Genomic DNA, 25,057 nt, shown 5'->3' with positions numbered 1-25,057 from the left:
GGCATATCAGGCGCGCGACTTCAGCGCCGGACATTGACCGAGGTCAAGTTGATCGGCCTTCCTGTCCCGAAGCGCGCCCGGACGTGCGTCGCAAGCGAGCGCCCAACCAGCTCGTTCCCCACAGTGCGCCCCAGGGGAGCAGCAGGGCCAGTGCTGCCGCCGGGAGCGGCGGCGGCGCGAAGCCGAACCAGGCCGCCACGGCAGGTCGCAATGCGATCGCCGCAAGGAGCGCTAGCGTTGGCATTGCGATGAAGCCGAAGGCGATGTCGTGCCTTTGCAGCTTGCGAAAGGCCGGCCCGCTGCGATGCAGCACGACCAGCCCGAGGTTGCCCGCCACCAGTGCGATGAAGGCGAGGGCACCTCGCTGCGGTGACGGAAGACCCGCATATGCCGCGCCGGTGTAGGCGGCTGCGACAGCTGCAAGAACGATCAGGCCCCGACCCATGCTGGCCAGGAGCGTGCGCAGCCCGATGAGCCGCGCATGCGGCGACCGTGGCGGCCGGTGCATGATGTCGCCGGCCGCGGGCTCGCGTTCGAGCACGATCGAGCTCACCGGGTCGATGATCATTTCCAGGAACACCACGTGCAGCGGCTGCAGGATCAGCGGTGTGCCCAGCAACAGCGGCATCAGGGCGAGGCCCGTGATGGGGACGTGCGCGGCGATGATGTAGCGCGCCGCGCGACGGATATTGTCGTAGATGCCGCGGCCCAGCCGGATGGCACGGACGACGGACGTGAAGTCGTCATCCAGCAACACGATGGCCGCAGCCTCGCGCGCCACGTCGGTCCCGCGTCCGCCCATTGCGATGCCGACGTGCGCGGCGGCGAGGGCAGGGGCATCGTTGACGCCGTCGCCGGTCATCGCGACGATCGCCCCCTGGCCCTTGAGCGCCTCGACCAGTCGCAGCTTGTGTTCCGGGCGCACCCGTGCGAACAGCTGCGTTCGCTCGAGTAGTTCGGAGAGTCCGGCAGGATCCAGGTCGTCCAGGTCGCGGCCGAGTGCGACTCCGCCAGAGGTATCGATGCGCGCCGCGGCAGCGATTGCGCGTGCGGTCTCGGCGTGGTCGCCGGTCATCATGATCACGCGCACGCCTGCGGCGCGAGCCTCGTCAACCGCCGCGGGAACGGCAGTGCGCAAGGGGTCAGCCAAGCCGAGCAGGCCCAGCCACTGGAAGGGGAGGTCCGTGATTGACGCGGGCGGCGAAGCAGATTCGTCACCGTACTCCGACCGTGCCACTGCGATCACGCGCAAGCCGTCCGCTGCCATTGCTTCGGCCTGTCTCATTACACGCGCATGCTGCGCTTGTGGCAGCGCACACAATGCCGCGACCGTTTCCGGTGCGCCCTTGCAGGCCACCAGAAGCCCGGACCGGCCGGCCTGTCGCCATGCATTCGCGTAGACCGGCAGCTGCGGCGACACAGGGTAATGGCGGACGCAGGCCGTCGCCGTGCGATTCCCGCCGGACGGGTGCGCGGCGGCCTGGATCGCCCTGTCCATCGGATCCAGCCCATCAGCATCGCTGGCGAGCGACGCGCATTGCAGCAGAGCCTGCGCCTCGGGGCCGGGAGCGGATCCCAATGCGGACACCGCCAACGCCTCGTCCGCCGCCCAGCGTGCCACCGCCATTCGGTTCTCGGTCAGCGTGCCGGTTTTGTCGGTGCACAGTACCGTCACCGTGCCCAGCGCTTCGATCGCAGGCGGTCGCCGTACCAGGACGCGCTTGCGGGCCATTCGCCAGGCGCCCAGCGCCAGGAACACCGTCAGTACGACGGGAAATTCCTCCGGGATGTTGGACATCGCCAAAGTGATGCTGGCGAGCAGTGCCTGCTCCCATCCCCCGCGCAAGGCCAGGTACAGCACCAGGAGCACGACGCACGAGGCAATGCCGACGGCCGCGAACAACACGACCAGGCGGCGCATCTCTTCCTGCAGCAGCGTTGGTTCGGAGCGGATCGTATTGAGGCTCGCGCCAATGCGCCCCATCTGCGTACGCGCGCCCGTCGCGATCACTTCGGCCGTCGCTTCGCCGCGAACCACCAGAGTGCCGCCAGCCAGGTTCGCGCCGCCGGCCTCCGTGGCGTGCGCGTCGTGCGCGACCGGCGTGGATTCGCCGGTCAGCAGCGATTCGTCGACGTGCAGGTCGCTTCCTGCGAGCATGCGCGCGTCGGCGGGGATCCGGTCTCCCTCCGCGACGCGCACCAAGTCCCCGACGACGAGTTCGGTCGCCGACACTTGTTGCAGCGTCCCGTCGCGGCGCACATGCGCGGTCGGACTGGCGAGGTCGCGCAGTGCCTGCAGTGCGCGTTCCGAACGCAGTTCCTGGTAGAGCGTCAACGCCACGACCAGGACGACCGAAATGGCGAGTGTTGCCGCATCGCGGGCCTCGCCGATGAGCAGGTACAGGACGGTCGCCGCGATCAGCAGCAGGAGCATTGGTTCGCGCACCACGCTGCCAAGCATCGCAGTCCAGCGGCGTCGGTCGGGGTGCGGCACTGCATTGGGACCGTCGCGAAGCAGCCTTTCCGCCGCTTGCGCGCTCGTCAGGCCTGCACTCGTCGTGGTCGCGGTGCCCACGATTGCAGGAGCAGGGCGATCATGCGTCTGCACTGTCCTGACCTTGGACCTTGAGTGGCGATAGTGCACTGTGCGCGGTTGAACTCGTACCCGGGTTGATGCAGGTCAAACACGTGGCCGGAATGGCGCTACTTGGGAAAGGTTCCCCCGTACATTTCCCCGGGAGATGCCAACATGAGAACGGGAATGGTTGTCAATGCCGATAGGCAGTTTGCAGGGGCCAGCGGCTCGATGGTGAAGGCTTGATCGAGATCAATGCTTGCCGCCGGCCACTGGCCAAGATGCAGCATCGAGGGAGACTGCCATGGCCAAGATCGTCATATTGGGGGCCGGCCTTGCCGGCATGAGCGCGGCCTACGAGCTGCGCGGGCGATTGGGCAGCGAGCACGCGATTACCGTCATCGGCGATGGCGAACGCTTCAGCTTCACGCCGTCGAATCCTTGGCTGGCCGTGGGTTGGCGCCAAGCCGATGATCTCAGCTTCCCGGCGGGTCCGTACCTGGCAAAGAAGGACATCGCCTTCGCGCCGCATCGCGCCACTCGCATCGACGCCGGCAACCACAGGGTCGAGACGGCCAACGGCCAGCGCTTCGATTACGACTACCTGCTGATCTGCACCGGTCCGCGGCTCGCCTTCGAAGAAGTGCCGGGCACGGGCCCGGCGGCGGGACATACGCAATCGGTCTGCACCACGCCCCACGCGCAACATGCGTGGGCCGCCTATCAGGCGTTTCTGAAGGACCCCGGGCCGATCGTCATCGGCGCGGTCCAGGGCGCGAGCTGCTTCGGTCCGGCTTACGAGTTCGCCATGATCGTCGATGCCGACCTACGCAGACGCAAACTACGCGACAAGGTGCCGATGACCTACGTGACCAGCGAGCCGTACATCGGTCACATGGGCCTGGGCGGCGTCGGCGACTCCAAGGGCCTGATGGAGTCGGAGATGCGGCAGCGGCACATCCGATGGATCACCAATGCCAAGGTCAAGGAAGTACGGGCGGGCGAAGCCGTCGTAGTCGAACACGACGCGCGGGGACAGCCGCTGGGCGAGCAGACGTTGCCATTCAAGTTCTCCATGCTGCTGCCTGCATTCAAGGGTGTCGATGCCGTGGCGGAGGTCGAAGGCCTGTGCAACCCGCGAGGCTTCATCACTATCGACAAGCACCAGCGCAGTCCGAAGTACCCCCGGATTTTCGCGGCCGGCGTCTGCGTGGCGATTCCGCCGGTGGAGGTCACTCCGATTCCCACCGGCGCACCCAAGACCGGTTTCATGATCGAGTCGATGGTCACCACCATCGTCTGCAACATCGAGGCCGAGTTGCAGGGCAAGCCCGCCGAATTCGAAGGCACGTGGAACGCGGTGTGCCTGGCGGACATGGGCGACACCGGCGCGGCATTCGTCGCGTTGCCGCAGATCCCGCCGCGCAACGTGACCTGGACAAAAATCGGCAAATGGGTGCACGTAGCCAAGGTCGGTTTCGAAAAGTATTTCCTTTACAAGATGCGCCACGGCACTTCAGAGCCGGTCTACGAGAAGTACATGATGAAGGCGCTCGGCATCGAGCGCCTGAAAGCCGGTTACGACGACGAGTCAGGCACGTGAGTGGTACTCGCGGCGAACCTGATAGGGAGCGAACAGCCATGCACTGGAAGAACACCACGGACCGTTACAGCTCGCTGTCGATCGCCATGCACTGGCTGATGCTCCTGTTGCTGGTGGCCATCTATGCGTGCATCGAATTGCGCGAGCTATACCCCAAGGGGAGCGATCCGCGGGAGGCACTCAAGCAGTGGCACTTCATGCTCGGCCTGGCGGTCTTCGCGCTGGTGTGGCTGCGGCTGGCGCTGCGGATGGCGGGAGCGTCGCCGAAGGTTCGGCCCGCGGCTGGTCGATGGCAGCATCGGCTGGCAGTCGTGGTGCATCTGGCGCTGTACATCTTCATGATCGTGATGCCACTGCTGGGCTGGCTGCTGCTCAGCGCCGAGGGCAAGCCGGTACCGTTCTTCGGACTTGAGCTTCCCGCCCTGGTCGGAACCGACGCGGCGTTTGCCGACTCGATCCAAGCCGTGCACGAGACCATCGGCACCATCGGCTACTACCTCGTCGGCCTGCATGCGGTCGCGGCACTGTTCCACCACTACGTCTTGCGCGACAACACGGTGCTTCTGATGCTGCCGCGACGTCGCCGCGGGCGGGATGATCGTGAACCCATCCATTCCAGAGGAGAACTCCAATGAACCTGGACCGTGCCGTCATGGCCGTCGCGGGCGTGATGATCCTCATCAGCATTGCCTTGACCCAGTTCGTTTCGCCGTGGTGGTGGCTGCTGACCGCCTTCGTCGGCCTGAACCTGCTGCAATCCAGCATCACCGGCTTCTGTCCGGCGGCGATGATCCTGCGCAAGCTCGGCGTCGGCAAAGGCAGAGCGCCTGGCTGCGGCTTCAGGTAATCGGCCGAGCAACGGATATACGCCCATGCGAACGCAAAGGATCTTCGTGGTCGTCCTGCTGCTGGCACTGATGGCCTGCGGGAGCGAGCCACCGGTTTCGGATCTGCCGCCCTTGCCCGCGCTCGCAACGGTCACGGTGCACACCGCGGAAAGCACGCGCGGCCGCGCGTGGGACGGCGTGGTCGAAGCCGTGCAGCAGGCGACGCTCACGGCGCAGACATCCGGCCGCGTCGCCTCGGTCAATGTCGATGTGAACGATCGCGTCGCAGCCGGCGATGTCTTGCTTCGCCTGACTGCGGTCGAGCAGCAGGCCGGTGCCAATACTGCACGCGCGCAACTGCGGGCGGCGGAAGCTGCAGCGGTGGAAGCGGAAGCCAGCTATCGGCGCTTCGCCGCGCTGGCCTCTGGCCAGTACATCTCGCGCGCGCAGATCGACCAGGCGCGCGCGGCGCGCGACAGCGCCGTCGCCACGCGCGATGCCGCGCGTGCGCAGTTGGCGCAGGCGGGACAGCAGACTGAATACACGGTGGTGCGCGCGCCCTTCGCCGGCATCGTCAGTGCACGCGACGTCGAACCCGGTGAAAGTGTCATGCCGGCCCAGGCGCTGCTGTCCCTGTATGCGCCCGATGTGTTGCGCATCGAGGTGCTGGTGCCGCAATCCGATGCTGCCGCGATCCGGACCGCCAAGCGTGCACGGATCTTTCTGGCCGATGGCCGCAGCCTGGACGCCGCGCAGGTGATCGTGTTCCCGGCGGCTGATCCGTCCACCCACAGCGTGGGCGTGCGTGTCTTGCTGCCGGGCGTCGCCGACGCGCCGCAGCCGGGCATTACCGCCAAAGTCGTGTTCCCGATCGCCAGCAGCGTGGGCATGGTGCGCATTCCGGCCGGTGCGTTGGTGCAACGCGGCGAAGTCAGCGGCGTCTACGTGCTGGCCAACAGCCATCATCTCGCTTTGCGCCAGGTCCGCCTCGGCCAGCGCGTCGGCGACGAGATCGAAGTGATCGCAGGACTTAAAGCCGGCGAGAAGATCGCGCTCGATCCTGTCGAAGCCGGGCAGGCGCTCGCGGCGCAGCGCAGGACGGCCGCCGGGGCCGGGCATGGCTGATGGCGCCCAGCTGGGGCTGCCCGGTCGCATCGCCGCCGCGTTCCAGTCCAATCCGCTGACCCCGATCCTGGCGATCCTGGGCCTGCTGCTGGGCCTGGTCGCGGTACTCGTTACGCCTCGCGAGGAAGAACCCCAGATCGACGTGACCATGGCGAATGTGTTCGTGCCGTTCGTCGGTGCGGACGCACGCGATGTCGAACAGCTGGTCAGCACGCCGCTGGAGCAGAAGCTGTCGGAAATCGAGGGCATCAAGCACGTCTACTCGATCAGCCGCCCGGGAATGGCGGTGTTGACGGTCGAATACACCGTCGGCGTCGAACGCCAACCGGCGATTGTGCGCCTGTACAACCAGGTCTTCTCCAACCAGGACTGGATGCCGGCCGGCGTCGGTGTCGGACAACCGTTGATCAAGCCCAAGGGCATCGACGACGTCCCGGTGATGAGCCTCACGCTGTGGACCGACGACCCGCAGCGCGGCGCCACCGAACTGGCCGAAGTCGCGCATACGCTCGAAACCGAGATCAAGCGCGTTACCGGCACGCGTGACGTTTACACCATCGGCGCACCGGATCGCGTAGTGGCGGTGACGCTGGATCCGGCCAGGCTCGCCGTTTACGGTCTGGCCGTGTCCGATCTGACGCAAGCGCTGCAGGCCGCCAACGCGGTGCGCCAGGTGGGCGAGCGCGTCGGCCCGCAAGGCACGGTGCCCGTGACCGCCGGCGAATTCCTCGCAGATGCCGATGCCGTCGCCGATCTGGTGATCGGGCTCGACGGCGGCCGACCCCTGCATCTGGCCGATGTTGCGGACGTACGTGCAGGTGCCGATGTCGCCGCGCGTTACGCCTGGCATGGTGCGCCCGCCGGCCGCGATGGCCCCGTTTCCGGCGTGGCGCCGGCGGTGACGATCGCCATCGCCAAGAAGCCTGGCAGCAATGCCGCCGACATCACCGCGGCCATCTCCGAGCGGATCGAACAGCTCGAAGGCGAACTGATTCCGGAAGGCGTGCACGTCACCATCACCCGAGACTATGGCCGCACGGCCACGGACAAGGCGCAGAAGCTGATCCAGAAGCTGGTGTTCGCCACCGGCTCGGTGGTGTTGCTGGTGCTGTTCGCACTGGGCTGGCGCGAAGCGGTCGTGGTCGGCAGCGCGGTTGTCCTGACGTTGGCGATCACGCTGTTTGCGTCCTGGGCGATGGGCTTCACGCTCAACCGCGTCTCGCTGTTCGCGCTGATCTTCTCGATCGGAATTCTGGTCGACGACGCCATCGTTGTGGTCGAGAACATCCATCGGCACATGGCCATGCCCGGGAAGGACGGCCGTGGGAAGACCCTGCGCGAAGCGATACCACCGGCGGTGGACGAGGTCGGCGGGCCGACTATCCTGGCCACGTTCACCGTGATCGCAGCGCTGATGCCGATGGCGTTCGTGTCGGGCCTGATGGGGCCGTACATGCGGCCGATCCCAATCAACGCGTCGGTGGGCATGCTGCTGTCGCTGGCGATCGCTTTGGTGGTAACACCGTGGCTGTCTCTTAAGCTGCTGTCGCGGCACGCCAAGGCTGCCGCGCATGACGACCATGGCGCCGAAGCAGCGGCTGGGGGAGCGACGCGCCTGCATCGCCTCTTCGGCAGGTTCATGCGTCCGTTTCTCGATCGCAGCTCGGGTAGCCGGCGCCGCAAGCTCCTGTTCGGTGGCATGGCCGTGCTGGTCGGGCTGGCTGCATCGCTGGCGGTATTCCAACTGGTGGTGCTGAAGATGCTGCCGTTCGACAATAAGTCCGAGTTGCAGGTGGTGGTGGATCTGCCCGAGGGCCGTACGCTGGAAGACACCAATGCACTGCTGACCGAACTCGCCGCCGTGGTCGACACGGTGCCGGAAGTGCTCGACTACCAGGGTTACGCCGGCACTGCCGCGCCGATGAACTTCAACGGCCTGGTGCGCCAGTATTTCCTGCGCAGCGGCAGCAATGTCGGCGACCTGCAGGTCAACCTGGTCGACAAGCACGAGCGCGACCGCCAGAGCCACGAGATCGCCCGCGCGTTGCGCCCGAGGCTGGCCGAGGTCGGCGCACGCCACGGCGCATCGGTGAAAGTCGTGGAAGTGCCGCCGGGACCGCCAGTACTGTCGCCGCTGGTGGCCGAACTCTATGGCCCGGACTATGCGCGCAGCCGCAAGTTGGCGCTCGAGCTGGAAAAGCGCTTCAAGAAGACCGAAGGCATCGTCGACGTCGACACCAGCGTGGAAAGCGATGCGCCACGCGAGATCCTGGTCGTGGATCGCGCTCGCGCCGCGCGCCTGGGCGTGCCGCAGTCGGCGATCGCCGATACCCTGGCCGCCGCCGTGTCCGGCCTGGATGCAGCTTATGTGCACGACGGGACTTCAAAGTATCCGCGGCCGGTGCGTCTGCGCCTGCCGGCACTGGATCAAGCCGGCATCGAGGGCGTGCTCGCACTGCGCGTGCGCGGCGGATCGGGACAATTGCTGCCGCTGTCGGAGCTGGTGACCGTACGGCAGGCGCCGTGGGATGGTGCCATCCACCACAAAGATCTGCTGCCGGTGGTCTACGTGACCGGCGACGAGGCCGGTGAGATCGACAGCCCGCTGTACGGCATGTTCGATCTGGTCGGACAGCTGCGCGACGCCAGCGTCGGTGGACAGAAGCTCGGCCAGACCTTCATCGCGCAGCCACAGGACACCAGCGGCTTCGCCATCAAATGGGACGGCGAATGGCAAATCACCTACGAGACCTTCCGCGACATGGGCATCGCCTATGCAGCGGGCATGGTGCTGATCTACCTGCTGGTGGTCGCGCAGTTCCGCAGCTATCTGGTGCCGCTGGTGATCATGGCGCCGATTCCGCTGACCGTGATCGGGGTGATGCCCGGCCATGCGCTGCTCGGCGCGCAGTTCACCGCGACCTCGATGATCGGCATGATCGCGCTGGCCGGCATCATCGTGCGCAACTCGATCCTGCTCGTGGATTTCATCAACCAGGCCATTACCGAAGGCCGCAGCGCGGAGGATGCGATCGTGGAAGCCTGCGCGGTGCGCGCAAAGCCCATCATGCTGACCGGCGTGGCGGCGATGCTGGGCGCAGTCTTCATCCTCGATGACCCGATCTTCAATGGATTGGCGGTGTCGCTGATCTTCGGCATCCTGGTCAGCACCGTGCTGACGCTGGTGGTGATCCCGCTGTTGTATTACGTGCTGCTGACGGCGCAGGGACGCCGCGCAGCCACGCCCTGACTCGCGACTGCCGGAGACCGCGATAAGGCTGGACCAGCCGATCCGCGCCACCCTGGAACAACAGGATGGCGCACCTTCCGCTGCCATCGTCAACTGCCCTGTCGGCCAGCCTGTTTTTTACTCCCTGTGGGAATCCAGGAGCGCGTCTGGCGCGCTGCACACTCGATACCCGCGCCGCGGCGTGGCCCCTGAGGCTGACTGCTACTGTTCATGGTGTCGCATTGCCCATTCACGAAAGGGTCGAGTGGGGCGCCGCTGTGCTCATCGGCGGTGTTCTCGACCAGGCCAACTTCGGCAAGCATGGGGATGTCCGTGACGCGCAGAAGATTCGGCGCTAGCGGCACGAGGCGTCGATCGCAGTCATCGCGTGCGGATTTCGGCTCGTCTCGCGGCGCCATGGGCACTGATTGTCCGCGATCGCCGTGCATTGATTCGACTGCGTCTGCAGCGGTCTTCAACGAGCCGTATAGCCGCCGTCGATCAACAACTCAGAGCCCGTGACGAATTTTGACTCGTCCGAGGCCAGGTAGACCACGCCCCAGGCGATGTCGTCCGGCTCGCCCATATGTCCGAGTGGATGCAACTGGTCCACCTCGCGCCGCGCGGCATCGATATCCGTGGCTCCGCTTGCACGCAGATGTGCATCCACCAATGGCGTCCAGATGAAGCCGGGGTGGACCGAGTTCACCCTGATCCGATCACTGGCATAGAACAGTGCGTCGGTCTTGGTCATGAGCGTGACCGCTCCCTTCGATGCATGGTAGGGCGGCAGATCCGCGGCACCGACCAGCCCGTATATCGAGGACAGGTTGATGATACTGCCGCCTTGGGCCTTGCGTAGGTGAGGAATGGCGTGCTTGGTGCAGAAGAAAACGCCCTTCACGTTGATCGCCTGAACCCGATCCCACTCTTCCTCGCTGATCTCATGCGTGGGCTTGTTGGCGCCGGCGATGCCAGCGTTGTTCACCAGCACGTGCACAGCGCCGAAATGTGCAGCGACGGCGTCGATCGCACCCTGCACCGCGCGTTCGCTGGAGACATCGACATGCCAGTAGCGTGCCTCCGCACCAGTGGCCTGCAGTTCGGCCGCGAGCGCAGTGCCAGTCTGGTCGTCAAGATCAAACAAGGCGAGCCGCGCACCCTCTTCAGCGAGCCGTCGGGCGCAGGCATTGCCGATGCCGAGCGCGGCGCCGGTGACGATGCAGACTTTGTTTCCGACCCTGTTCATGTCGATTGCCTACTGGGGGAAATGACGCCAGTGGAGCAATTGCCACCGTGAAAGATGTTGATCGAGGTCAATGGGCGGGGTAGCCGCGCAGGGATCATTCCAGGCCGGTTGCCCCGCCATTTCGTTGATCCTGATCAATGCGCTTCGCACCGATGCGCCTACTTTTGCGGATACCGATCACCAGGCCTAGCTCGTATCCACAGCAGCCCCATGACGCACCTGACCCAACGGAATCTCGCTCGCAGGGCCGCCCGAAACGGAGTCGGCGCGCGCCGGCACGGGGGAATCGGAAGAAGGTCCATGCCGGGCAATGTATCGCCAGGAGCTTCCGCGCGTTCATTTGTCCCGGGAAAGCCGTTAGCGGCCGATGCGTGGCGAAGTACGACAACTTTGCGTTGGTACTGACTTTGCCGATGACGGACGGCGGACGGGGCTCAACCGAAGCCCATTGAAATGCCGGCCCTGCCGGCGACACCAGGGAGATATAGCTATGAACAAGATCCGGCAAATGAGTGCGTCGATTCTGCTCGCATTGGCGATCGGCCCGGTGGCCGCGCAAGCGCCGGCATCGACCGCATCCGGGCAAGCGAAAGATGCCCAGACGCGGCAGGGCACCGAGCGGGACGCCCGTCGCGAGGACATGCGCCGCGAGGTCGAAGAAGCCTCGAAGGCGATCAGCGCGTACTCGCGGGCCGAACGCAGCCAAGCGCTGCAGCGCGCAAGATCGGCGCTGGATGCGATGGACCGGCGCGTTGAGGATGCGCGTCGCGCCTTGGAAGGCGGGGTCGAACTCAGGTCCACGAAAGCCCACGAGCGCCGCGATCGCTTGCTGGCGGAGCTTCGCAGGCAACGCGCCGATGCGGCCGAGCGCTATCGGGCGATGCAGGACGCTTCAGAAGACACGTGGGAGCGAAGCAGAAAACAGTTCGTTGGAAGCTACGAGACGCTTGCGGAGAAGGTGCGTCGTCTCTGGGACTCTGCCGATGAAGCAGCCCCGGCTAGCCAGGAAGAAACCCAGCCGGTCGAGCCGGAAGAGACCGGCAAGCGCGACAACTGAGCGCAGCAACGAAGCGGCCATCGCCGGAGACCATCATGGTGCAAAAGGAAGCGGAGCGCTTGCGGCAGCGGATGCGCAACGTCGTACGCGAGCTAGACCGCCGGCTCGAGCATCTAGCCGATCGCAGCACCGATCGGGCGACGAGAGCCTCGCAGCGGTTTGGCCGTAGCCCGGAGGATGCCCGCATCGGCCTGCCGGACCTACAGGGCAGGACCGCGCTTCGGCGATGGAAGGCTGGCAGGCACCCGAAGCACGGCATCGGCCGTCGTCCCGGGTCGACCGTGGGGACGGTCCTTATCCTCGCCGCAGCGGTCGCTTTCCTCGTGGCAAGACGGCGACGTGGCTGACACTCCCGACAAGGGCCGGGGCGCCTCTCAGTCTCCGCGTGGCTCGGTCGCAGTTGCTCCGGAAGACGATCATCCCGTAGTACTTCTGGGAGGGCATCGCTTGCGCGGTGTTCTAATCGCATTCTTGCTGATTGCGGTTGCGATGCTGCTTTCGATCCCGGCCATGCGTCAGATCCTCAATGACGCACTGGCCCTGGTCGAGCCGGTGCTGGCCGACCATCCGCTGCTCGGTCGCGGCCTGTTCGTCGCGGTCTCGGCGCTGTCGGCGATGCTTGCGCTCTTTTCGAGCGCTGTCCTGGTGCCCGCCGCGGTCTACGCTTGGGGCAGTGCCGGCACGATCCTCCTGCTCTGGTGCGGATGGTGGCTGGGTGGCACGGCTACCTACGTCGCGGGCCGCATGTTCCGCAAGCCACTGTTGGCGACGCGTCGCGGCGCGTCGGCAATGGACGCCTTCCTGGACACGATGCCGGCCAATGCGAGCTGGTCGCTGGTCTTGCTGATGCAACTGGCTCTACCTTCGGAACTGCCAGGTTATGTCTGCGGACTCCTGCGCGTGCGCTTCCGCATCTACGCAACCGCCGTGGCGGTGGCAGAGGGACCTTATGCGGTCGGCACGGTGCTGATGGGCGGGAGCATCGTAGATGCGCGCCTCGGCTAGTTTGTCGTCTTCGGTATTGCAGCCGCGGGTCTGTTTGGCGGTGCTCTGTGGCTTCTGCGTCGACGCCTTCGTCCAAAGACGTCCGCGCCCAGCGTGACGATGCCGGCGACGGGAACATCTCCCGGCCATCTGTTGGGTGACATCACCTGACGTATCACGTCAATTCGACGCGCTCTAGGTATTCCGGCACATGCGATGTCCAGCCGAGCTCGCGCTGGATGCGCACGCGCAATGCGTCGGCTGCATCGTGCTCGCCATGGGTCACGAACACGCCGCGCGGGCGCGGCGCCGAACGCAACCAGTCGAGGATCTCGCCGGCATCGGCGTGCGCGGAGGCGGCGGCGAGCTGCACCACTTCGGCGCGAATCGGGACGTCCTGCCCGTAGACCCGGACCGTCGAAGCTCCGGCCGCGATGGCGGCACCGCGCGTGCCGCCGGCCTGGAAGCCACACAGGACGATCGCGTTTCTCGGATCTGGTGCGAATGCGATGAGGTGATGCAGGACCCGTCCACCGGTCGCCATGCCGCTGGCCGAGACGATCACCATGGGCCCCTTGCGCCGGTTGAGCGCCTTGGACGCCTCGACGCTGGTGACTACCTTGGTCATCCGCTCGAGCGCGTCCAGGTCGGCGCCGCCTATGCGATGAAGGTCGGGATGCACCCGATACAACTCGGTGACGCCGCTGGCCATGGGGCTGTTCAAGTACACCGGCACGACCGGCGCCTGCCCGGAACCCTGCAGCTGCGCGATGATGTGCAGCAACAGCTGCGCACGGCCCACGGCGAACGCGGGGATCACCACGACGCCGCCGCGTATGGCCACGCGACGCAGGACTTCGCCCAATTCCTGCTCGAGCGTGCCAGGCGGATGCGCCCGGTCGCCATAAGTGGATTCGGTGACGATCCAGTCCGAGTCCGCGGGCGGCGCAGGTGCCAGCATGACCGGATCATGCGGGCGACCGATATCTCCGCTGAAGGTGATGCGCACGCCCTGGTACTCGAGAGTCACCGCTGCGGCACCGAGAATATGGCCCTGCAGGCGCATGCTCGCGCGCACGCCTGGGACTGGTTCGAACGCTTCGTCGAAAGAAACGCCGTGCACCTGTCGCAAGCTCTGGCTGGCATCGTGCTCGCTGTAGAGCGGCTCTGCCGGATGATGCTTGGAAGTGCCAGCCCGATTGGCGTAGCCGGCTTCCTCTTCCAGCAGTCGCCCCGAATCGGGCAGCAGGATGCCGCACAGACCCTTGGTCGCATGAGTGCACCAGACCCGGCCCTTGAAGCCCAATCGCATGAGGCGGGGCAGGTAGCCGCTGTGATCGAGATGGGCGTGGGTGAGGATCACCGCGTCAATCGCTGCGGGATCGATCGGGAACGGCGCCCAATTCCTGAGGCGTAGGGGCTTGTAGCCCTGGAACAAGCCGCAATCGACCAGGATCCGAAACCGACCTGCTTCGACCAGGTAGCGCGAACCGGTCACCGTCGCGTTGGCGCCGAGGAACTGGAGACCGAAGGCAGACCCTGGTGTCGTCGAGACCGCTGTCATGGTGTGGCGCCGGCTTGCAGAACCGTCAAATTCACATGTGCACCGGGCCATCTTCCCTCATCGGTCACCACTAGCGTCGCACCCCGAATCAGCAGGTCGCAAACGCTCGGCGCGAACAGCGGTGGCGGTGTTTGCATTGGGTTACCGAATGATCGTCAGCGGAATGTGACCATGCCCGAGCACCTTGCTCGTCACCGATCCAAGCAGCAGGCTTTTCAGGGCACTGCGCCCGTGTGATCCCATGATCACCAAATCGCACTTCTTGGACTTCGAGAACTTCAGGATCGTCTCGGCCGGATCGCCCACCAGCAGATGCTCCTCATAGGGCAGGCTTGCCCGCCCCAGAATCCGGCGGGTCTGCGCGAACGGCAACTTGGCGCTTTCGGCGTGGTAGCGCGCCACGCCTTCAGTCCCCAGGTCGAGCGCCACACTTCTGAGCAGGGGTTCGTCAGCAAACAAGGCGTGGATTTCAGGTGGCTGTTTCAGATCCTTCGCCAGTCGTGCCACGTATCGGAGTGCAAGGGAGGAGTGTTCGCTGCCGTCAACGGCAATCAGGATGCGCATATCGGACTCATGATCGAGGGCGTCAGGCCCGTTCGGCGCAGTCAGTGTGCGGGCAAGCCCGCAACGGGCCATTGATCTGCATCAAACCATGTGACGATAGATCGTGGCCGACGGACGCCATGGAGTGGCGGGTTGACCAAGCGACCAGAACGACATCGAGCTTGCGCTTGGCGGCGACCGAAATCGTCGCCTTCTGCGCACTGCACTGGTCGGCCGCGCGCGGCAGTCCGGTGATTCAGGCGTATCCGCGGAGGTGCTTGAGGCGTCGCGTCGACCGCGTGAAACTTCAGAATCGGAACAAGGGGTTGTCGCAACACCTCGTGGTCACCGCGAGGCTTCGATCTCGCCGGCAGGGTGACCCTCAGCCGCGCTGGCGACCGACCGGACTTTATCTGCCGCGATCGAGCGATTGCGTCCGTTCTGCTTCGCGCGGTACAGCGCGGCGTCAGAGCGTGCGATCAACTGCCCTCCGGATTCGATGCCATCGAACGTAGCGATACCGATACTGACGGTGATCGATTCGATGCCGCCGTCCAGCGGTACCTCGAGCTGCGCGACTTCATTGCGGATGCGCTCGGCCCCTTCGAACGCCTGTGTCGCGGAATCCCCCGGCAGGATCACCAGGAATTCCTCGCCGCCGTGGCGTACGCAGAGATCGCTGGCGCGCAGCCCGTGTCGCAGTACGTCGGCCAGCGCGAGCAGGACCCGGTCACCGGCAGCATGGCCCCAGCGATCGTTGATACGCTTGAAATGGTCGATGTCGAGCATTAGTACCGACAGCGGAGTGTACAGGCGCGTGGCGCGGGCGCGTTCGAGGGCCAGGCGTTCGGCGGCGGCCCGCCGGTTGAACAAACCGGTCAAGGCGTCGTGACTGGCATCGCGGCGCGCGTGCAGCAATTCGCGCATCAGCGAAAGCTGCGCGTCGCTCGACCAGGCAGCCAAGGCAAGCAGCAGTGCAAGCAACCACAGCTCGTTCCATAGCGCTGGGCCATTGCCGAGCTCGCCGCTGAAAATCGATGCTGCCACCGGCAGCACGATCGGCAACGCGAGTCGCAACGTGCACGACCAGGGCAGTGGGAAGATCGCCAGTTGCACGGCGACGACGAATGGAAACAGGCCGTAGCCGACACGCAGCACGCCCACGGATTCCTGCTGCAGACACGCCTGCATTGCCGCGAATCCCGCACATTGCAGGGCGATGCAAGCGGCAAGCGCGAACAGTGGCCGCAGCCGGCGGAGGTTAACGACCAGCGCGGCCAATGCGGCGGCGAGCAGCAGGCGCAGCAGCGCGATCGGAACGTACTCGTCGGCCTGCAGGCTGAGCAGGTCGATCGGGATCCAGGCCAACGCGAGCACGCCCACTGCCGCCGCCAGCGAGCTCACCCTGCGCCGGATCAGCTCACCTTGCTGGCGATGGTAAGGCTCGTCCAGCGTACAGCCTCGGCGAAGTACTTCCAGTGGGGTGCGCCAGTCTGGATTCGAACGCTTTCCGGGTTCAGTCATTGATCTCCGCCATGCCGGCGATCTCTTCCAGAGGGTGGTCCGTACCTTGGCGTCCAAGCGGCCTATCAAAGCAGTCAGGCCGCGGCGATCGAACCTCGACGACCTCGGCCTGGAATTCCGGTGCGACTCGCCTGCGGTCCAAGCCTTCGATAGCAACGCCCCAGGTCGGCATCGAAGTCCACTGATCCAGTCCCATTCACCGGACGGTAACCCGGTGGTCGACGTCCTTGACGCCAGCCGCGAGTCAACGTGACGATGCGATCGTCGACTTTGACAGCGATAGCCGCTGCATCGACGCGGGGGTCTAAAGCAAGTTCGAGGTTTCCGCTTGCATTTTCCGTACCAGGCGCGGTGACCGAGTTGATCCAGATCAACGATCAGGATGAGGGCATGGCCACCAGCCGCAGAACGCTGTCCAGTGATGCCGGTTGGCCTGGTATTGATGCAGGTCAAGGTCCAGAGAGGCGCCAAGCTTTCTACTCAACACTCCAACATCACGTCTCATCCGCTTGGAGTAGCTCATGTTCAAAGACATCTTGGTTCCCATGACCGCGTCCGTCGGTGACGTCGATGCCCTCAATGTCGCCTTGGACCTGGCGGCGAGCCAGGGCGCCCATCTGTCCGTCCTGGAGTTGGTGGGCTTGCCAATGCCCCTGGCATCGCCGTGGGGCCTGATGCCGGACGTTGCGATCGCTGAGGCATATGACCCTCTTCGGGAACAGGGCGAGCGCAACGTCGCCAAACTCAAGGCGCGGCTGGAAAGGGAGCCAGTATCGACCGAGGTCAGGCTGGTCGAATCCTTGCTGGTGGAGCCGGCCCGCATGGCGGCGCATCACGCGCATTATGCGGATCTGACGATCGTGGCCGGTTCGATCGGCGACACCGCAGAGGGGGTCGTACCACGCACCTACTTCGGAAGTTTGCTGCTCGAATCTGGACGCCCCGTTCTTGTCATTCCGCCACGCTGCAAAACACCGATGCCGCCGCGGCGCATCGTGGCTGCGTGGCGGCCGACGACCGAATGCGCACGCGCATTCCATGATGCACTGCCATTCCTGGCCTCAGCCGAGGCCGTCGACGTGCTGGTCGTGGATCCCGTCGGCGGCGACCGCGGAGATGGGGAACAGCCCGGTGTGGATATCGCCTCGCACCTTGCCCGGCACGGCGTCAAGGTCAATGTCGTGGTGCGTGAATCGAAGGCCACCTCGGTCAGTGCAGTCCTTCTGGAACACGCGCGCGAGATGCGCGCCGAACTCCTGGTGGTTGGGGGCTACGGACATTCCAGATTGCGCGAGTGGGCGATGGGCGGCGTCACCCGCGAACTGCTGATCGGCGCAACCATTCCCGTTTTCTTTTCACACTGATGGTTGACGGCGTGTTCAAGGCAATGGAATGCGCGATGAAGCAGCCGCAGGCGATTACAGCCGTCGTGCAGCCCGGTTCACGGCTGGAGATCGAGCAACCCAGAGATGCGGTGGAGCGTGCGCGCGGGATCGCCTCGGCACGGATGGCCAAAGGCTGGTGGAAACACCTCCAGTGCAGGCGCGCTCAAGCCAAGGGGCCGCATTCCAGTTAGTCCCTTAGCCCGCAATCGTCATGGCGCTGGAAGGGCTATGCGACGTTGAGCGCTAGCTCATGAATCACCTGGGCGGCATCATCCGGGTCGGGCCGGGTCTGGAAGCCCAGGAACCGCGCCAGGTCCCTCATGGCGATGTTCTCTGCGGAATCGACCGAGAACATGGTGTGCACGGCTTGCATCCGTGCAACCTCGATGAGGTGCTGCATCAGTTTTGTTCCCAGGCCCTTCTCTTGCCACTCGTCGCTAACGGTGACCGCGCATTCGCAACGCTTGCCGGTCGAATCCGTGCTGTAGCGGCTGACGCCGACGATTCGCTCGCGAGCATCGTCCTGGACAACAGCCACGAAGGCCATGTCGTGTACGTAATCAATGTCGGTGAAGCGCTCGAGCATACGGTCGCTCGGGGAGCTCATCTGGCCCAGAAAGCGGTAGCGCTTGCTCTCGGAAGACAGTCCCTCGATGAAATCGCGCTCGCTGGCCTTGTCCTGCTTTGTGATGGGCCGGATCAGCACGTGGCTGCGATCGCGCAATGTCTCGGACCAGCGCAGCTCTTCGGGGACCTGTGAAGAACGGTTCGACGTCGTGTTCATCTTTTGTCTCGCAGGGACGATCGAGGTTCACGATAATCTGGCCGGCTTTCCAGGCATTGACATATGTCAACAACCGATCACCTTCGATGTTGATGCATGTCAATCCAGACATCGCACTATCCGATCAGCATGAGGCCCATACGAAGGGAGAGCCGCCATGTTCAAGAGTCTGCTGGTACCCCTGGTGCTGGGCACGATCGACCGCAGTGCGCTGCATGCCGCCTGCGCCATCGCGGAGCGCGAAGCCGGCCACGTCACCGCCTTGGTCGGCTTGAACGCCATCAGCCCGATGGTCAGTGGCTGGGAGTACTTCCCGGCCGGCATCTACGACACGCTGGACGAGACCACCAAGAGCGCGGCCGCTGCATTGGCCCGTGACGTCAGTGAGGTGCTCAAGCACGAGGCCGTCGCGCATTCCGTGCGGGTGGCCGGTTCGTTCTGGCTGACTCCGGCCGAGCAGACGATTCTTCACGCCCGGCTGGCTGATCTGGTCGTGCTGGGCAGGAGCGATAAAGCGCAAGAGCCTGAGAAGCGCCTGTTCGGGAGCGCGTTGCTGGGCTCTGGCCGACCACTCCTGATCGTCCCGCCGATGGCGAACCCGACTGCCGGCTTCGAGCATGTCGTCGTCGCCTGGAAGCCGGCACGCGAGGCAGCGCGTGCCCTCCATGACGCCATGCCCCTGCTGCGCCAAGCCAGGATAATCGACCTGTTGACGATTACGGGCAGCGCAAGCGATCAAGCCAGACTCGAAGACGAAGACGCCGACGTCCTGCGCTACTTCACCCATCATGGCTTGGCCGTCAATCAGGTCTTGAGGTCCCGCGGTAGTTCCAGCGGGCAGGAAATTCTGACTTACGCGACGCGGAGCCATGCGGATCTGATCGTGGCCGGAGGCTACGGACGCCGACGCGTCACGGAGCAGGTATTCGGCGGTGTCACCCGGTTCCTTTTCGAGAACGCGCAGATTCCAGTCCTGTTCTCGCACTAGGCGCCGAGGGCCTGCAATTCCTCAACACCCTCGTTGCGGGAGTCGATCTCAATGTCGATCCAAGGCTGTACGGCCCGCCGCATCGCATCGAGTCGCTCGCGAGCCATCCCTGCGCTACTTGCCGACATCGGATAAGTCGGGCGGCACACGGTGGTGAGCACAGATCGATTCTTCGGATCGACGCCGTCGCTGGCATCGTTGGCAAGCCGTGCCAGAAGTGGATGCGGATCGATCGCTGTCAATTGCAGGTGGCGCACGCCGTGCCGGTGTGCCGCCTCGATCAGTTCAGGCGGCATTCCGCGCCCGCGCCATATCGCGGTGAGTTCCTCCAGCGGCGCATCGGGGTATGGGCTGCGTTCCACTGCCAATGCGACCGTACCCTGGAGACAGCCTGTCGCCAGAGCCGCCGCCATCGCTGCGGCCTGGCGTACTGCGTCGGCGCTGCCATACGCCATTCCCATGTCGGACACGGCATCAGCGACGCCGAGCATGCCGATCCGCAGGCATGGAGGCTCACCAGCTCGTTGCGGCGATGCAAGGGATGCGTCGTCCAGGAAGCGAACCGCCAAAGCAGCGGCGATTGCAAACCCGTCCGCGTCGAAGCGCGCGTGCTCCGTTCTCGGATCCAGAACGAAGACCGCGGCATTCAACACCGCCGCTGGTTCCGGTGGCATGCCTGAAAATACTGCATGAGCATCTGAGAGGAGTCTCTCGTCGGGTAGCAGACGCCACTTCCGGAACGTGGAGATGTATCTGCGTGACCAGGAATCGTTGCCTTCGCTCTCCGTGCCTGCCACCTCTTGGGCAACACGCGCCCAAGTCTCGTCGATCGTGTGCTCGCGCAGGTCATTACCGACACGCCGACGAAAGTACGCATCCCAAGTATCCACGGCGATTGGATGGGTGAACCGGGTACGGAGCGGCAAGGGGAGCCTCAAGAGTGTCTTCCTTCGGGTGCGCCAGTGTCATTGCGGGCCCCGGCCAGCGTATTGACCGCGGTCAATACGGCGGACCTTGTTACAAACCGTTACCGGCAGTTACCAGATCCATATCGTCCCGTCGAGCAGCCGCTTTAGTCTGCAAGCGTCCCCACAAATCGAGTTGCCGCCATGCTGCACGACAACACCATTGAGCCGGATACCCGCCCCGAGACGAGCTTCCATGTTCAGCAGCAGGGGCGGGCGAACGAAACCCGTAGCCTGGAGGCGTTGCTTCAGGAATGGCCGATACAGCGCCGTCGCATTCATGCGAAGCAGTATGTTTTTCGCGCCGGTCAGCCTCGACAGTCGCTCTTCCTGGTGCACGCCGGATTCTTCAAGACCTGCCTGACTAGCGAGGACGGCCGCGAGAAAATCACCGGATTCCGGATGCGCGGAGACTTGCTTGGACTCGACGCCCTGGACATGGCCAGCTACACGTGCGACGCCATCGCGCTCGATACCGGTGAAATCTGGGAGTTGCCCTATACGCAGTTGTGTAACAACCTGCCCGAGTTCCAGCAGAGAATTGCATCGATCCTGGCCGGTGAAATTCGCCGTGACTGGGGATGGATGCTGACGGTCGGAACACTATCTGCCGAGCAGCGTGTCGTTGCTTTCCTCCTCGACCTCGGGCAACGCCTCCAGGCACTCGGGTTCAGCGCGCATCGGTTGATGTTGCGGATGACGCGCGCCGAGTTGGGCAACTTCTTGTCACTCAAACTCGAGACGGTCACCCGCGCCTTGTCGCACCTGCAATCGCAAGGCATGATCGAAGTGGCAGGTCGCGAGATCCGCCTCGAGAATCTGGCGGGACTACGGTCAATGGTGTACGGAACTACCGCTCGTCCTTGTCGTTGACAGCGGTCACTGCTTGCTCCGGGCCTGGAGCGTTCGCCTGATTGCCGATACAAGTTGCTCGCGGCGATAGGGCTTACGCAGCAGTTCGAGTGCGTCTGCCCCGGCCGCCTTGGCAATCGCGTCGTCCTCATAGCCTGAAGTCAAAAGCACGGCAAGGTTGGGTCTCATCGCACGTGCGGCGCGTGCCAACTCCTTGCCATTGGAACCGTTACCCAACATGACGTCGCTGAAAAGCAGGTCAATGTCAGAATTCTCGGAGAGGCATTGCATTGCGGCCTCCGCGCTGTCGACGGCCCGCACCTCATAGCCGGATGCGCGCAGGAACGCCACGGCAATGTTGCGCACGCCGGCGTCATCCTCGACCACCAGTACACATTCTCCAGCTGCTTCAGAAGCGAGAGCTTTGGCGGGAGTGGGCTTAATTGCGGCGCCCGGAGCCGCAGGCAGGTAAAGCTCGACGCGCGTGCCGTACCCCAGCGTGCTTTCGATTCGCAGATGTCCGCCGCTTTGCTTCGCGAAGCCGTAGACCATGCTCAGACCGAGCCCGCTGCCGCGTCCAGCTTCTTTGGTCGTAAAGAACGGGTCCATCGCGCGAACCAATGTGTCCGGCGTCATCCCGCGCCCGGTATCAGTCACAGCAATTAGAACGTACTGCCCTGCGGGTAGATCGGGGATGGCACTTTCGTCGCCCACGTGGCGTACCCGAGCATCGATTGCGATCTCCCCGCCGACCGGCATCGCGTCCCGCGCGTTCAATGCCAGGTTGACGAGCGCTGCATCGAGCTGCGTCGGGTCGACGAAAGCGGAGGGCAGGTCACTGGTGCTGCTGACCTGAAGGCGTATGGTATCGCCGAGCGTGCGTTTCAGCATCAGTTCGACGTCACGCAAGAGCGATCGCGGGTCGACAGGTTGCGGCATCAGGCGCTGACGGCGGGCAAACGCCAAAAGCTTTCCGGTGAGCTCGGCGCCGCGTCCGACGGAACGCAACGCACTGGCGATCAATTCGCCTGCAGCCTCGCTTTGCCCACATTCGTCCTCGAGCAACTGCAGGCTTCCTGACATCACGGTCAGCAGGTTGTTGAAATCATGTGCGATGCCGCCGGTGAGTTGGCCAATAGCATCAAGTCGTTGCGAATGGGCGAGTTGCTCCTCGGTGCGCCGACGCTGCACCAGCGCCGCGATCAGATTGGCTACCGACTGTACCAAGTGGAGCGCATCATGATCGAATCGACGCGGTTCGGTCGATGCGGCGATCAATGCGCCCATCGGCCGACTGCGATCGAACAAGGGCATGAGTACACCGCTCCCGCCGGGGCCCAATCTGATCGGAAATTCGGCTGCTTCGGCGCCTGCGGCAGCAAAGTCTTCAATACTGAGGGGTTGTGCGCCCGCAAGGGTCGCCGACAAGCTTCTTGCGATGGCGCTGACCGAAGATGCGGAATCGTCACCCTCCAGCCCAGCGTCCAGCCCAGCGGATGCGCGTACCTCGATCGTTTGCCCATCCGAGGCAACGAACGCGATGGCCACTGCCTCAATGGACAGCGCGTCCGCCAGCAAGGAAGGCACGCGTTCGATGACACCGCTCTCGTCATCCGATTCCAGGGCAAGCTGGCCAATGCGTGCAACGAGCGTGTCGTAGCTTGCCCGGACCAACGCCTGGCGGGCGCGCTGGGTTTCGGAAATATCGCGAATCGAGGCCAGATAGTTCAGCCCCTGCTCGTCATGCATGGGGCTCAACGCGATCTCGACTGGAAACTGCACGCCATCGCGGCGCTGCCCGACCAGTGTCTGGCCGGTTGCTCCCATCGGCCTTACGTGAGGTCGAGCCATGTATCCATCGCGATGCGAGCGGTGGCGAGCGCGGGCATTCTCCGGAATGAGTTTCTCGATCTCGATGCCGACCATGCTATGTCTTGGATAACCAAACAAGCGCTCCGCCTGGTTGTTGGCGTTGACGATGCGACCCTGTCCGTCAACGACGACCAAAGCATCTGGAACTGCGTCGAACAATTCAGGAAACATGGGCGTTTTGCTTAGAGCCGGGAGACATCGACGGCGAGCATATAGCCCGCGCCCCTTACCGATTTGATCAACTGTGGCGTAGATGGATCGAACTCCAGCTTTCGCCTGAGGCGCCCGATGCTGACATCAATTGCTCGATCAAACGGGCCTGCCTCTCGACTGTAGAGGCTGTTCATGAGCTGGTCCCTCGTCAGCACTTGCTTAGGTCTATCCAGGAGTGTCTTGAGCAGTTCAAACTCGCTGGTCGTGAGCGGAACCTCGGCTCCATTACGGTCTGTCAGTCGTCGCGAGGATGTATCGAGCGCGAAGCCATCGAAGCGGAGGCAAGGTGCCGACTCGGGATCCACGATCGAAGGTCCGGAAGGTGCTCGCCGCAGAACAGAGCGGATTCGCGCAAGGAGTTCGCGAAAATCGAATGGCTTGGTTACATAGTCGTCAGCGCCCAGTTCGAGACCAACCACTCGCTCAACAGCATCGCTTCGTCCACTGACGACAATGACTTGACCCCGCCAGGCTGTCTGCAGGTACCGAAGCAGTGACAGTCCGTCTTCGTCAGGTAGGCTCAGGTCGAGCAGGACCAGGTCGATCGCGCGCTCTGCTATCACGCTACGCAACTGCGCGCCGTCTGCTGCACATGTCACGTCAAACCCATGGCCGGTCAGATATCGCTCCAGCAAGGTCGTGATGTCGGCGTCGTCGTCGACGACCAGAACTCTTCGGCGATCGGGGGTAGGGGGAGTCTTGGAGACGGTCATGGCATGGCTATCGTCGGTGGATTCCGAAAGTGGCTACTGCCTAAGCCCTGGACCAGCGCAGCATGGCGCCATTGGAAACGGGCTGCAACTCCGGAGAGGACAGCACCTGGCGGGCTGGGAACAGTCCACATTTGATCAAGATCAGGCCTCAGCGGGCGCAGCGTGACAGAATGATCGGCCGCAATATCGCGGTCCGGATCGCGTGCCGGGAAAAGGGTTCTCCGACTGCCATGTCAGCCCATTTACCTGAGAATGATTTTCAACACCTGCCAGCAATTGTCGGGCGCTATCTGACGTACGCGCTGGGAACTTCCAGGACGCCAGCAGGCCACGTCCAGCTTGAACAGAGGGGCGAGCTACGCAGAACGACACGCTCTCGTTGGATGCGGTTTGAGGCCACGCAATGGATTACACCGGAAGCGATGTCCTTCGTCTGGAACGCAAGGATATATCTGTTCGGGCACCCCTTCCTGGAGGTGACCGACCGCCTTTTGAATGGCGAGGGATCGGGGTCTGTCCGCTTTAGGTCTCTGATTGTCCTCGCCTCGCAAGGGGGCGATCGACGTATTGACCTGGCCAACACGCAGCGGCTACTTGCCGAGGCGGTTTGGTACCCGGCGTTTCTGGCTAGCTCCGCGGTCACTTGGGCCCACGTGTCCGACCGCTGTGCACGCGCCTCGATCGAAGTTGATGGCGTCAACGCGTCCGTCGACTTTCACTTCGACGATGATGCGGCAGTGGTCAAGATCTCGTCCGGGGGCCGGTGGCGCCGAGTTGGCACCGAATATCAGCTTTATGCATGGGAGGCGCGCGTTGGTGCATACCAGCGCCTTAAGGGGATCGCGATTCCCGCGGAAGCACAGGTTGGCTGGTATGAACACGATGAGTGGCAGTGTGTCTGGCGGGCCAGCGTGAGACCGGTTGTCTAGGGCAGGGCGGCTGTACTCGCGATCCCCTGGTGTCTTGGGGCGCTGATTTGACCTGCGTCAAATGGGTGGCGGAGCC

20 protein-coding genes are annotated in these 25,057 nt (G+C 64.2%); 11 read left to right on the top strand and 9 right to left on the bottom strand.

The features are described from left to right. Positions 1 to 43 precede the first annotated feature (43 nt). Positions 44 to 2,575, bottom strand: a complete 2,532-nt coding sequence (locus ACTJIL_RS05415) for a cation-translocating P-type ATPase (protein ID WP_440754539.1) — start codon at positions 2,573 to 2,575, stop codon at positions 44 to 46. Positions 2,576 to 2,879: 304 nt separating this feature from the next. Between ACTJIL_RS05415 and ACTJIL_RS05410 the strand changes: the two genes are divergently transcribed. Genes ACTJIL_RS05410 through ACTJIL_RS05390 form a run of 5 tightly spaced genes read left to right on the top strand, consistent with a single transcriptional unit; the run spans position 2,880 to position 9,380 of the window. After that, positions 2,880 to 4,178 carry an NAD(P)/FAD-dependent oxidoreductase gene (locus ACTJIL_RS05410; RefSeq protein WP_440754538.1) on the top strand — a complete coding sequence of 433 codons (1,299 nt, stop codon included), beginning with the start codon at positions 2,880 to 2,882 and terminating at the stop codon, positions 4,176 to 4,178. A gap of 38 nt (positions 4,179 to 4,216) precedes the next feature. Then, the gene (locus ACTJIL_RS05405) at positions 4,217 to 4,813 is read left to right on the top strand and encodes a cytochrome b (protein WP_440754537.1); all 597 of its coding nucleotides are present in this window, start codon (positions 4,217 to 4,219) and stop codon (positions 4,811 to 4,813) included. Beyond that, positions 4,810 to 5,025, top strand: a complete 216-nt coding sequence (locus tag ACTJIL_RS05400; protein ID WP_440754536.1) for a YgaP family membrane protein — start codon at positions 4,810 to 4,812, stop codon at positions 5,023 to 5,025. The genes ACTJIL_RS05405 and ACTJIL_RS05400 overlap by 4 nt, the downstream gene beginning before the upstream one ends. A gap of 25 nt (positions 5,026 to 5,050) precedes the next feature. After that, on the top strand, positions 5,051 to 6,130 hold the full coding sequence (locus ACTJIL_RS05395; RefSeq protein ID WP_440754535.1) for an efflux RND transporter periplasmic adaptor subunit: 1,080 nt from the start codon (positions 5,051 to 5,053) through the stop codon (positions 6,128 to 6,130). Further along, positions 6,123 to 9,380: an efflux RND transporter permease subunit gene (locus tag ACTJIL_RS05390; RefSeq protein WP_440754534.1), complete on the top strand. Its 3,258-nt coding sequence runs from the start codon at positions 6,123 to 6,125 to the stop codon at positions 9,378 to 9,380. The genes ACTJIL_RS05395 and ACTJIL_RS05390 overlap by 8 nt, the downstream gene beginning before the upstream one ends. A 454-nt stretch (positions 9,381 to 9,834) precedes the next feature. Here ACTJIL_RS05390 and ACTJIL_RS05385 read toward each other — a convergent pair whose 3' ends face one another. Continuing rightward, entirely contained in the window at positions 9,835 to 10,608 is a 774-nt protein-coding gene (locus tag ACTJIL_RS05385; RefSeq protein WP_440754533.1) for an SDR family NAD(P)-dependent oxidoreductase, read from the bottom strand. A 490-nt stretch (positions 10,609 to 11,098) separates the two neighbouring features. Here ACTJIL_RS05385 and ACTJIL_RS05380 point away from each other — a divergent pair, with 490 nt between their 5' ends. Both ACTJIL_RS05380 and ACTJIL_RS05375 read left to right on the top strand, forming a co-directional pair. Further along, positions 11,099 to 11,665, top strand: coding sequence for a hypothetical protein (locus tag ACTJIL_RS05380; protein WP_440754532.1), 567 nt, complete (start codon positions 11,099 to 11,101; stop codon positions 11,663 to 11,665). Positions 11,666 to 12,136: 471 nt separating this feature from the next. Beyond that, positions 12,137 to 12,670: a VTT domain-containing protein gene (locus tag ACTJIL_RS05375; RefSeq protein ID WP_440754531.1), complete on the top strand. Its 534-nt coding sequence runs from the start codon at positions 12,137 to 12,139 to the stop codon at positions 12,668 to 12,670. Between the two features lie 154 nt (positions 12,671 to 12,824). Here the strand turns inward: ACTJIL_RS05375 and ACTJIL_RS05370 are convergent, their stop codons facing one another. From ACTJIL_RS05370 to ACTJIL_RS05360, 3 genes are all read right to left on the bottom strand, one after another. Then, positions 12,825 to 14,213: an MBL fold metallo-hydrolase RNA specificity domain-containing protein gene (locus ACTJIL_RS05370; RefSeq protein WP_440754530.1), complete on the bottom strand. Its 1,389-nt coding sequence runs from the start codon at positions 14,211 to 14,213 to the stop codon at positions 12,825 to 12,827. Positions 14,214 to 14,354: 141 nt separating this feature from the next. After that, on the bottom strand, positions 14,355 to 14,777 hold the full coding sequence (locus ACTJIL_RS05365; protein ID WP_440754529.1) for a universal stress protein: 423 nt from the start codon (positions 14,775 to 14,777) through the stop codon (positions 14,355 to 14,357). 324 nt (positions 14,778 to 15,101) lie between these two features. After that, positions 15,102 to 16,280 carry a diguanylate cyclase gene (locus tag ACTJIL_RS05360; protein WP_440754528.1) on the bottom strand — a complete coding sequence of 393 codons (1,179 nt, stop codon included), beginning with the start codon at positions 16,278 to 16,280 and terminating at the stop codon, positions 15,102 to 15,104. Positions 16,281 to 16,801: 521 nt separating this feature from the next. Between ACTJIL_RS05360 and ACTJIL_RS05355 the strand changes: the two genes are divergently transcribed. Next, entirely contained in the window at positions 16,802 to 17,644 is an 843-nt protein-coding gene (locus ACTJIL_RS05355; RefSeq protein WP_440754527.1) for a universal stress protein, read from the top strand. 247 nt (positions 17,645 to 17,891) lie between these two features. On the opposite strand, the gene ACTJIL_RS05350 is transcribed toward ACTJIL_RS05355, so the two are convergent. Further along, the gene (locus ACTJIL_RS05350; RefSeq protein ID WP_440754526.1) at positions 17,892 to 18,449 is read right to left on the bottom strand and encodes an N-acetyltransferase family protein; all 558 of its coding nucleotides are present in this window, start codon (positions 18,447 to 18,449) and stop codon (positions 17,892 to 17,894) included. A gap of 157 nt (positions 18,450 to 18,606) precedes the next feature. Here ACTJIL_RS05350 and ACTJIL_RS05345 point away from each other — a divergent pair, with 157 nt between their 5' ends. Continuing rightward, the gene (locus ACTJIL_RS05345; protein ID WP_440754525.1) at positions 18,607 to 19,437 is read left to right on the top strand and encodes a universal stress protein; all 831 of its coding nucleotides are present in this window, start codon (positions 18,607 to 18,609) and stop codon (positions 19,435 to 19,437) included. On the opposite strand, the gene ACTJIL_RS05340 is transcribed toward ACTJIL_RS05345, so the two are convergent. Further along, complete coding sequence (locus ACTJIL_RS05340) at positions 19,434 to 20,327, bottom strand: hypothetical protein (RefSeq protein ID WP_440754524.1); 894 nt, start codon at positions 20,325 to 20,327, stop codon at positions 19,434 to 19,436. The two genes, ACTJIL_RS05345 and ACTJIL_RS05340, sit on opposite strands and share 4 nt — an antisense overlap. Before the next feature lie 219 nt (positions 20,328 to 20,546). Between ACTJIL_RS05340 and ACTJIL_RS05335 the strand changes: the two genes are divergently transcribed. After that, positions 20,547 to 21,275, top strand: coding sequence for a helix-turn-helix domain-containing protein (locus ACTJIL_RS05335; RefSeq protein WP_440754523.1), 729 nt, complete (start codon positions 20,547 to 20,549; stop codon positions 21,273 to 21,275). Between the two features lie 6 nt (positions 21,276 to 21,281). On the opposite strand, the gene ACTJIL_RS05330 is transcribed toward ACTJIL_RS05335, so the two are convergent. Together ACTJIL_RS05330 and ACTJIL_RS05325 are read right to left on the bottom strand one after the other, a co-directional pair. Next, positions 21,282 to 23,297 carry a PAS domain S-box protein gene (locus ACTJIL_RS05330; protein WP_440754522.1) on the bottom strand — a complete coding sequence of 672 codons (2,016 nt, stop codon included), beginning with the start codon at positions 23,295 to 23,297 and terminating at the stop codon, positions 21,282 to 21,284. A gap of 11 nt (positions 23,298 to 23,308) precedes the next feature. Then, positions 23,309 to 24,052 carry a response regulator gene (locus ACTJIL_RS05325; protein ID WP_440754521.1) on the bottom strand — a complete coding sequence of 248 codons (744 nt, stop codon included), beginning with the start codon at positions 24,050 to 24,052 and terminating at the stop codon, positions 23,309 to 23,311. A gap of 170 nt (positions 24,053 to 24,222) precedes the next feature. On the opposite strand from ACTJIL_RS05325, the gene ACTJIL_RS05320 reads away from it, so the two are divergent. Beyond that, positions 24,223 to 24,981: a DUF6544 family protein gene (locus ACTJIL_RS05320; RefSeq protein ID WP_440754520.1), complete on the top strand. Its 759-nt coding sequence runs from the start codon at positions 24,223 to 24,225 to the stop codon at positions 24,979 to 24,981. Positions 24,982 to 25,057: the final 76 nt, after the last annotated feature.

This window comes from Luteimonas sp. 22616 (assembly GCF_052044325.1).
Lineage (GTDB): Bacteria > Pseudomonadota > Gammaproteobacteria > Xanthomonadales > Xanthomonadaceae > Luteimonas.
This window is presented reverse-complemented; position numbering and strand designations above follow the sequence as displayed.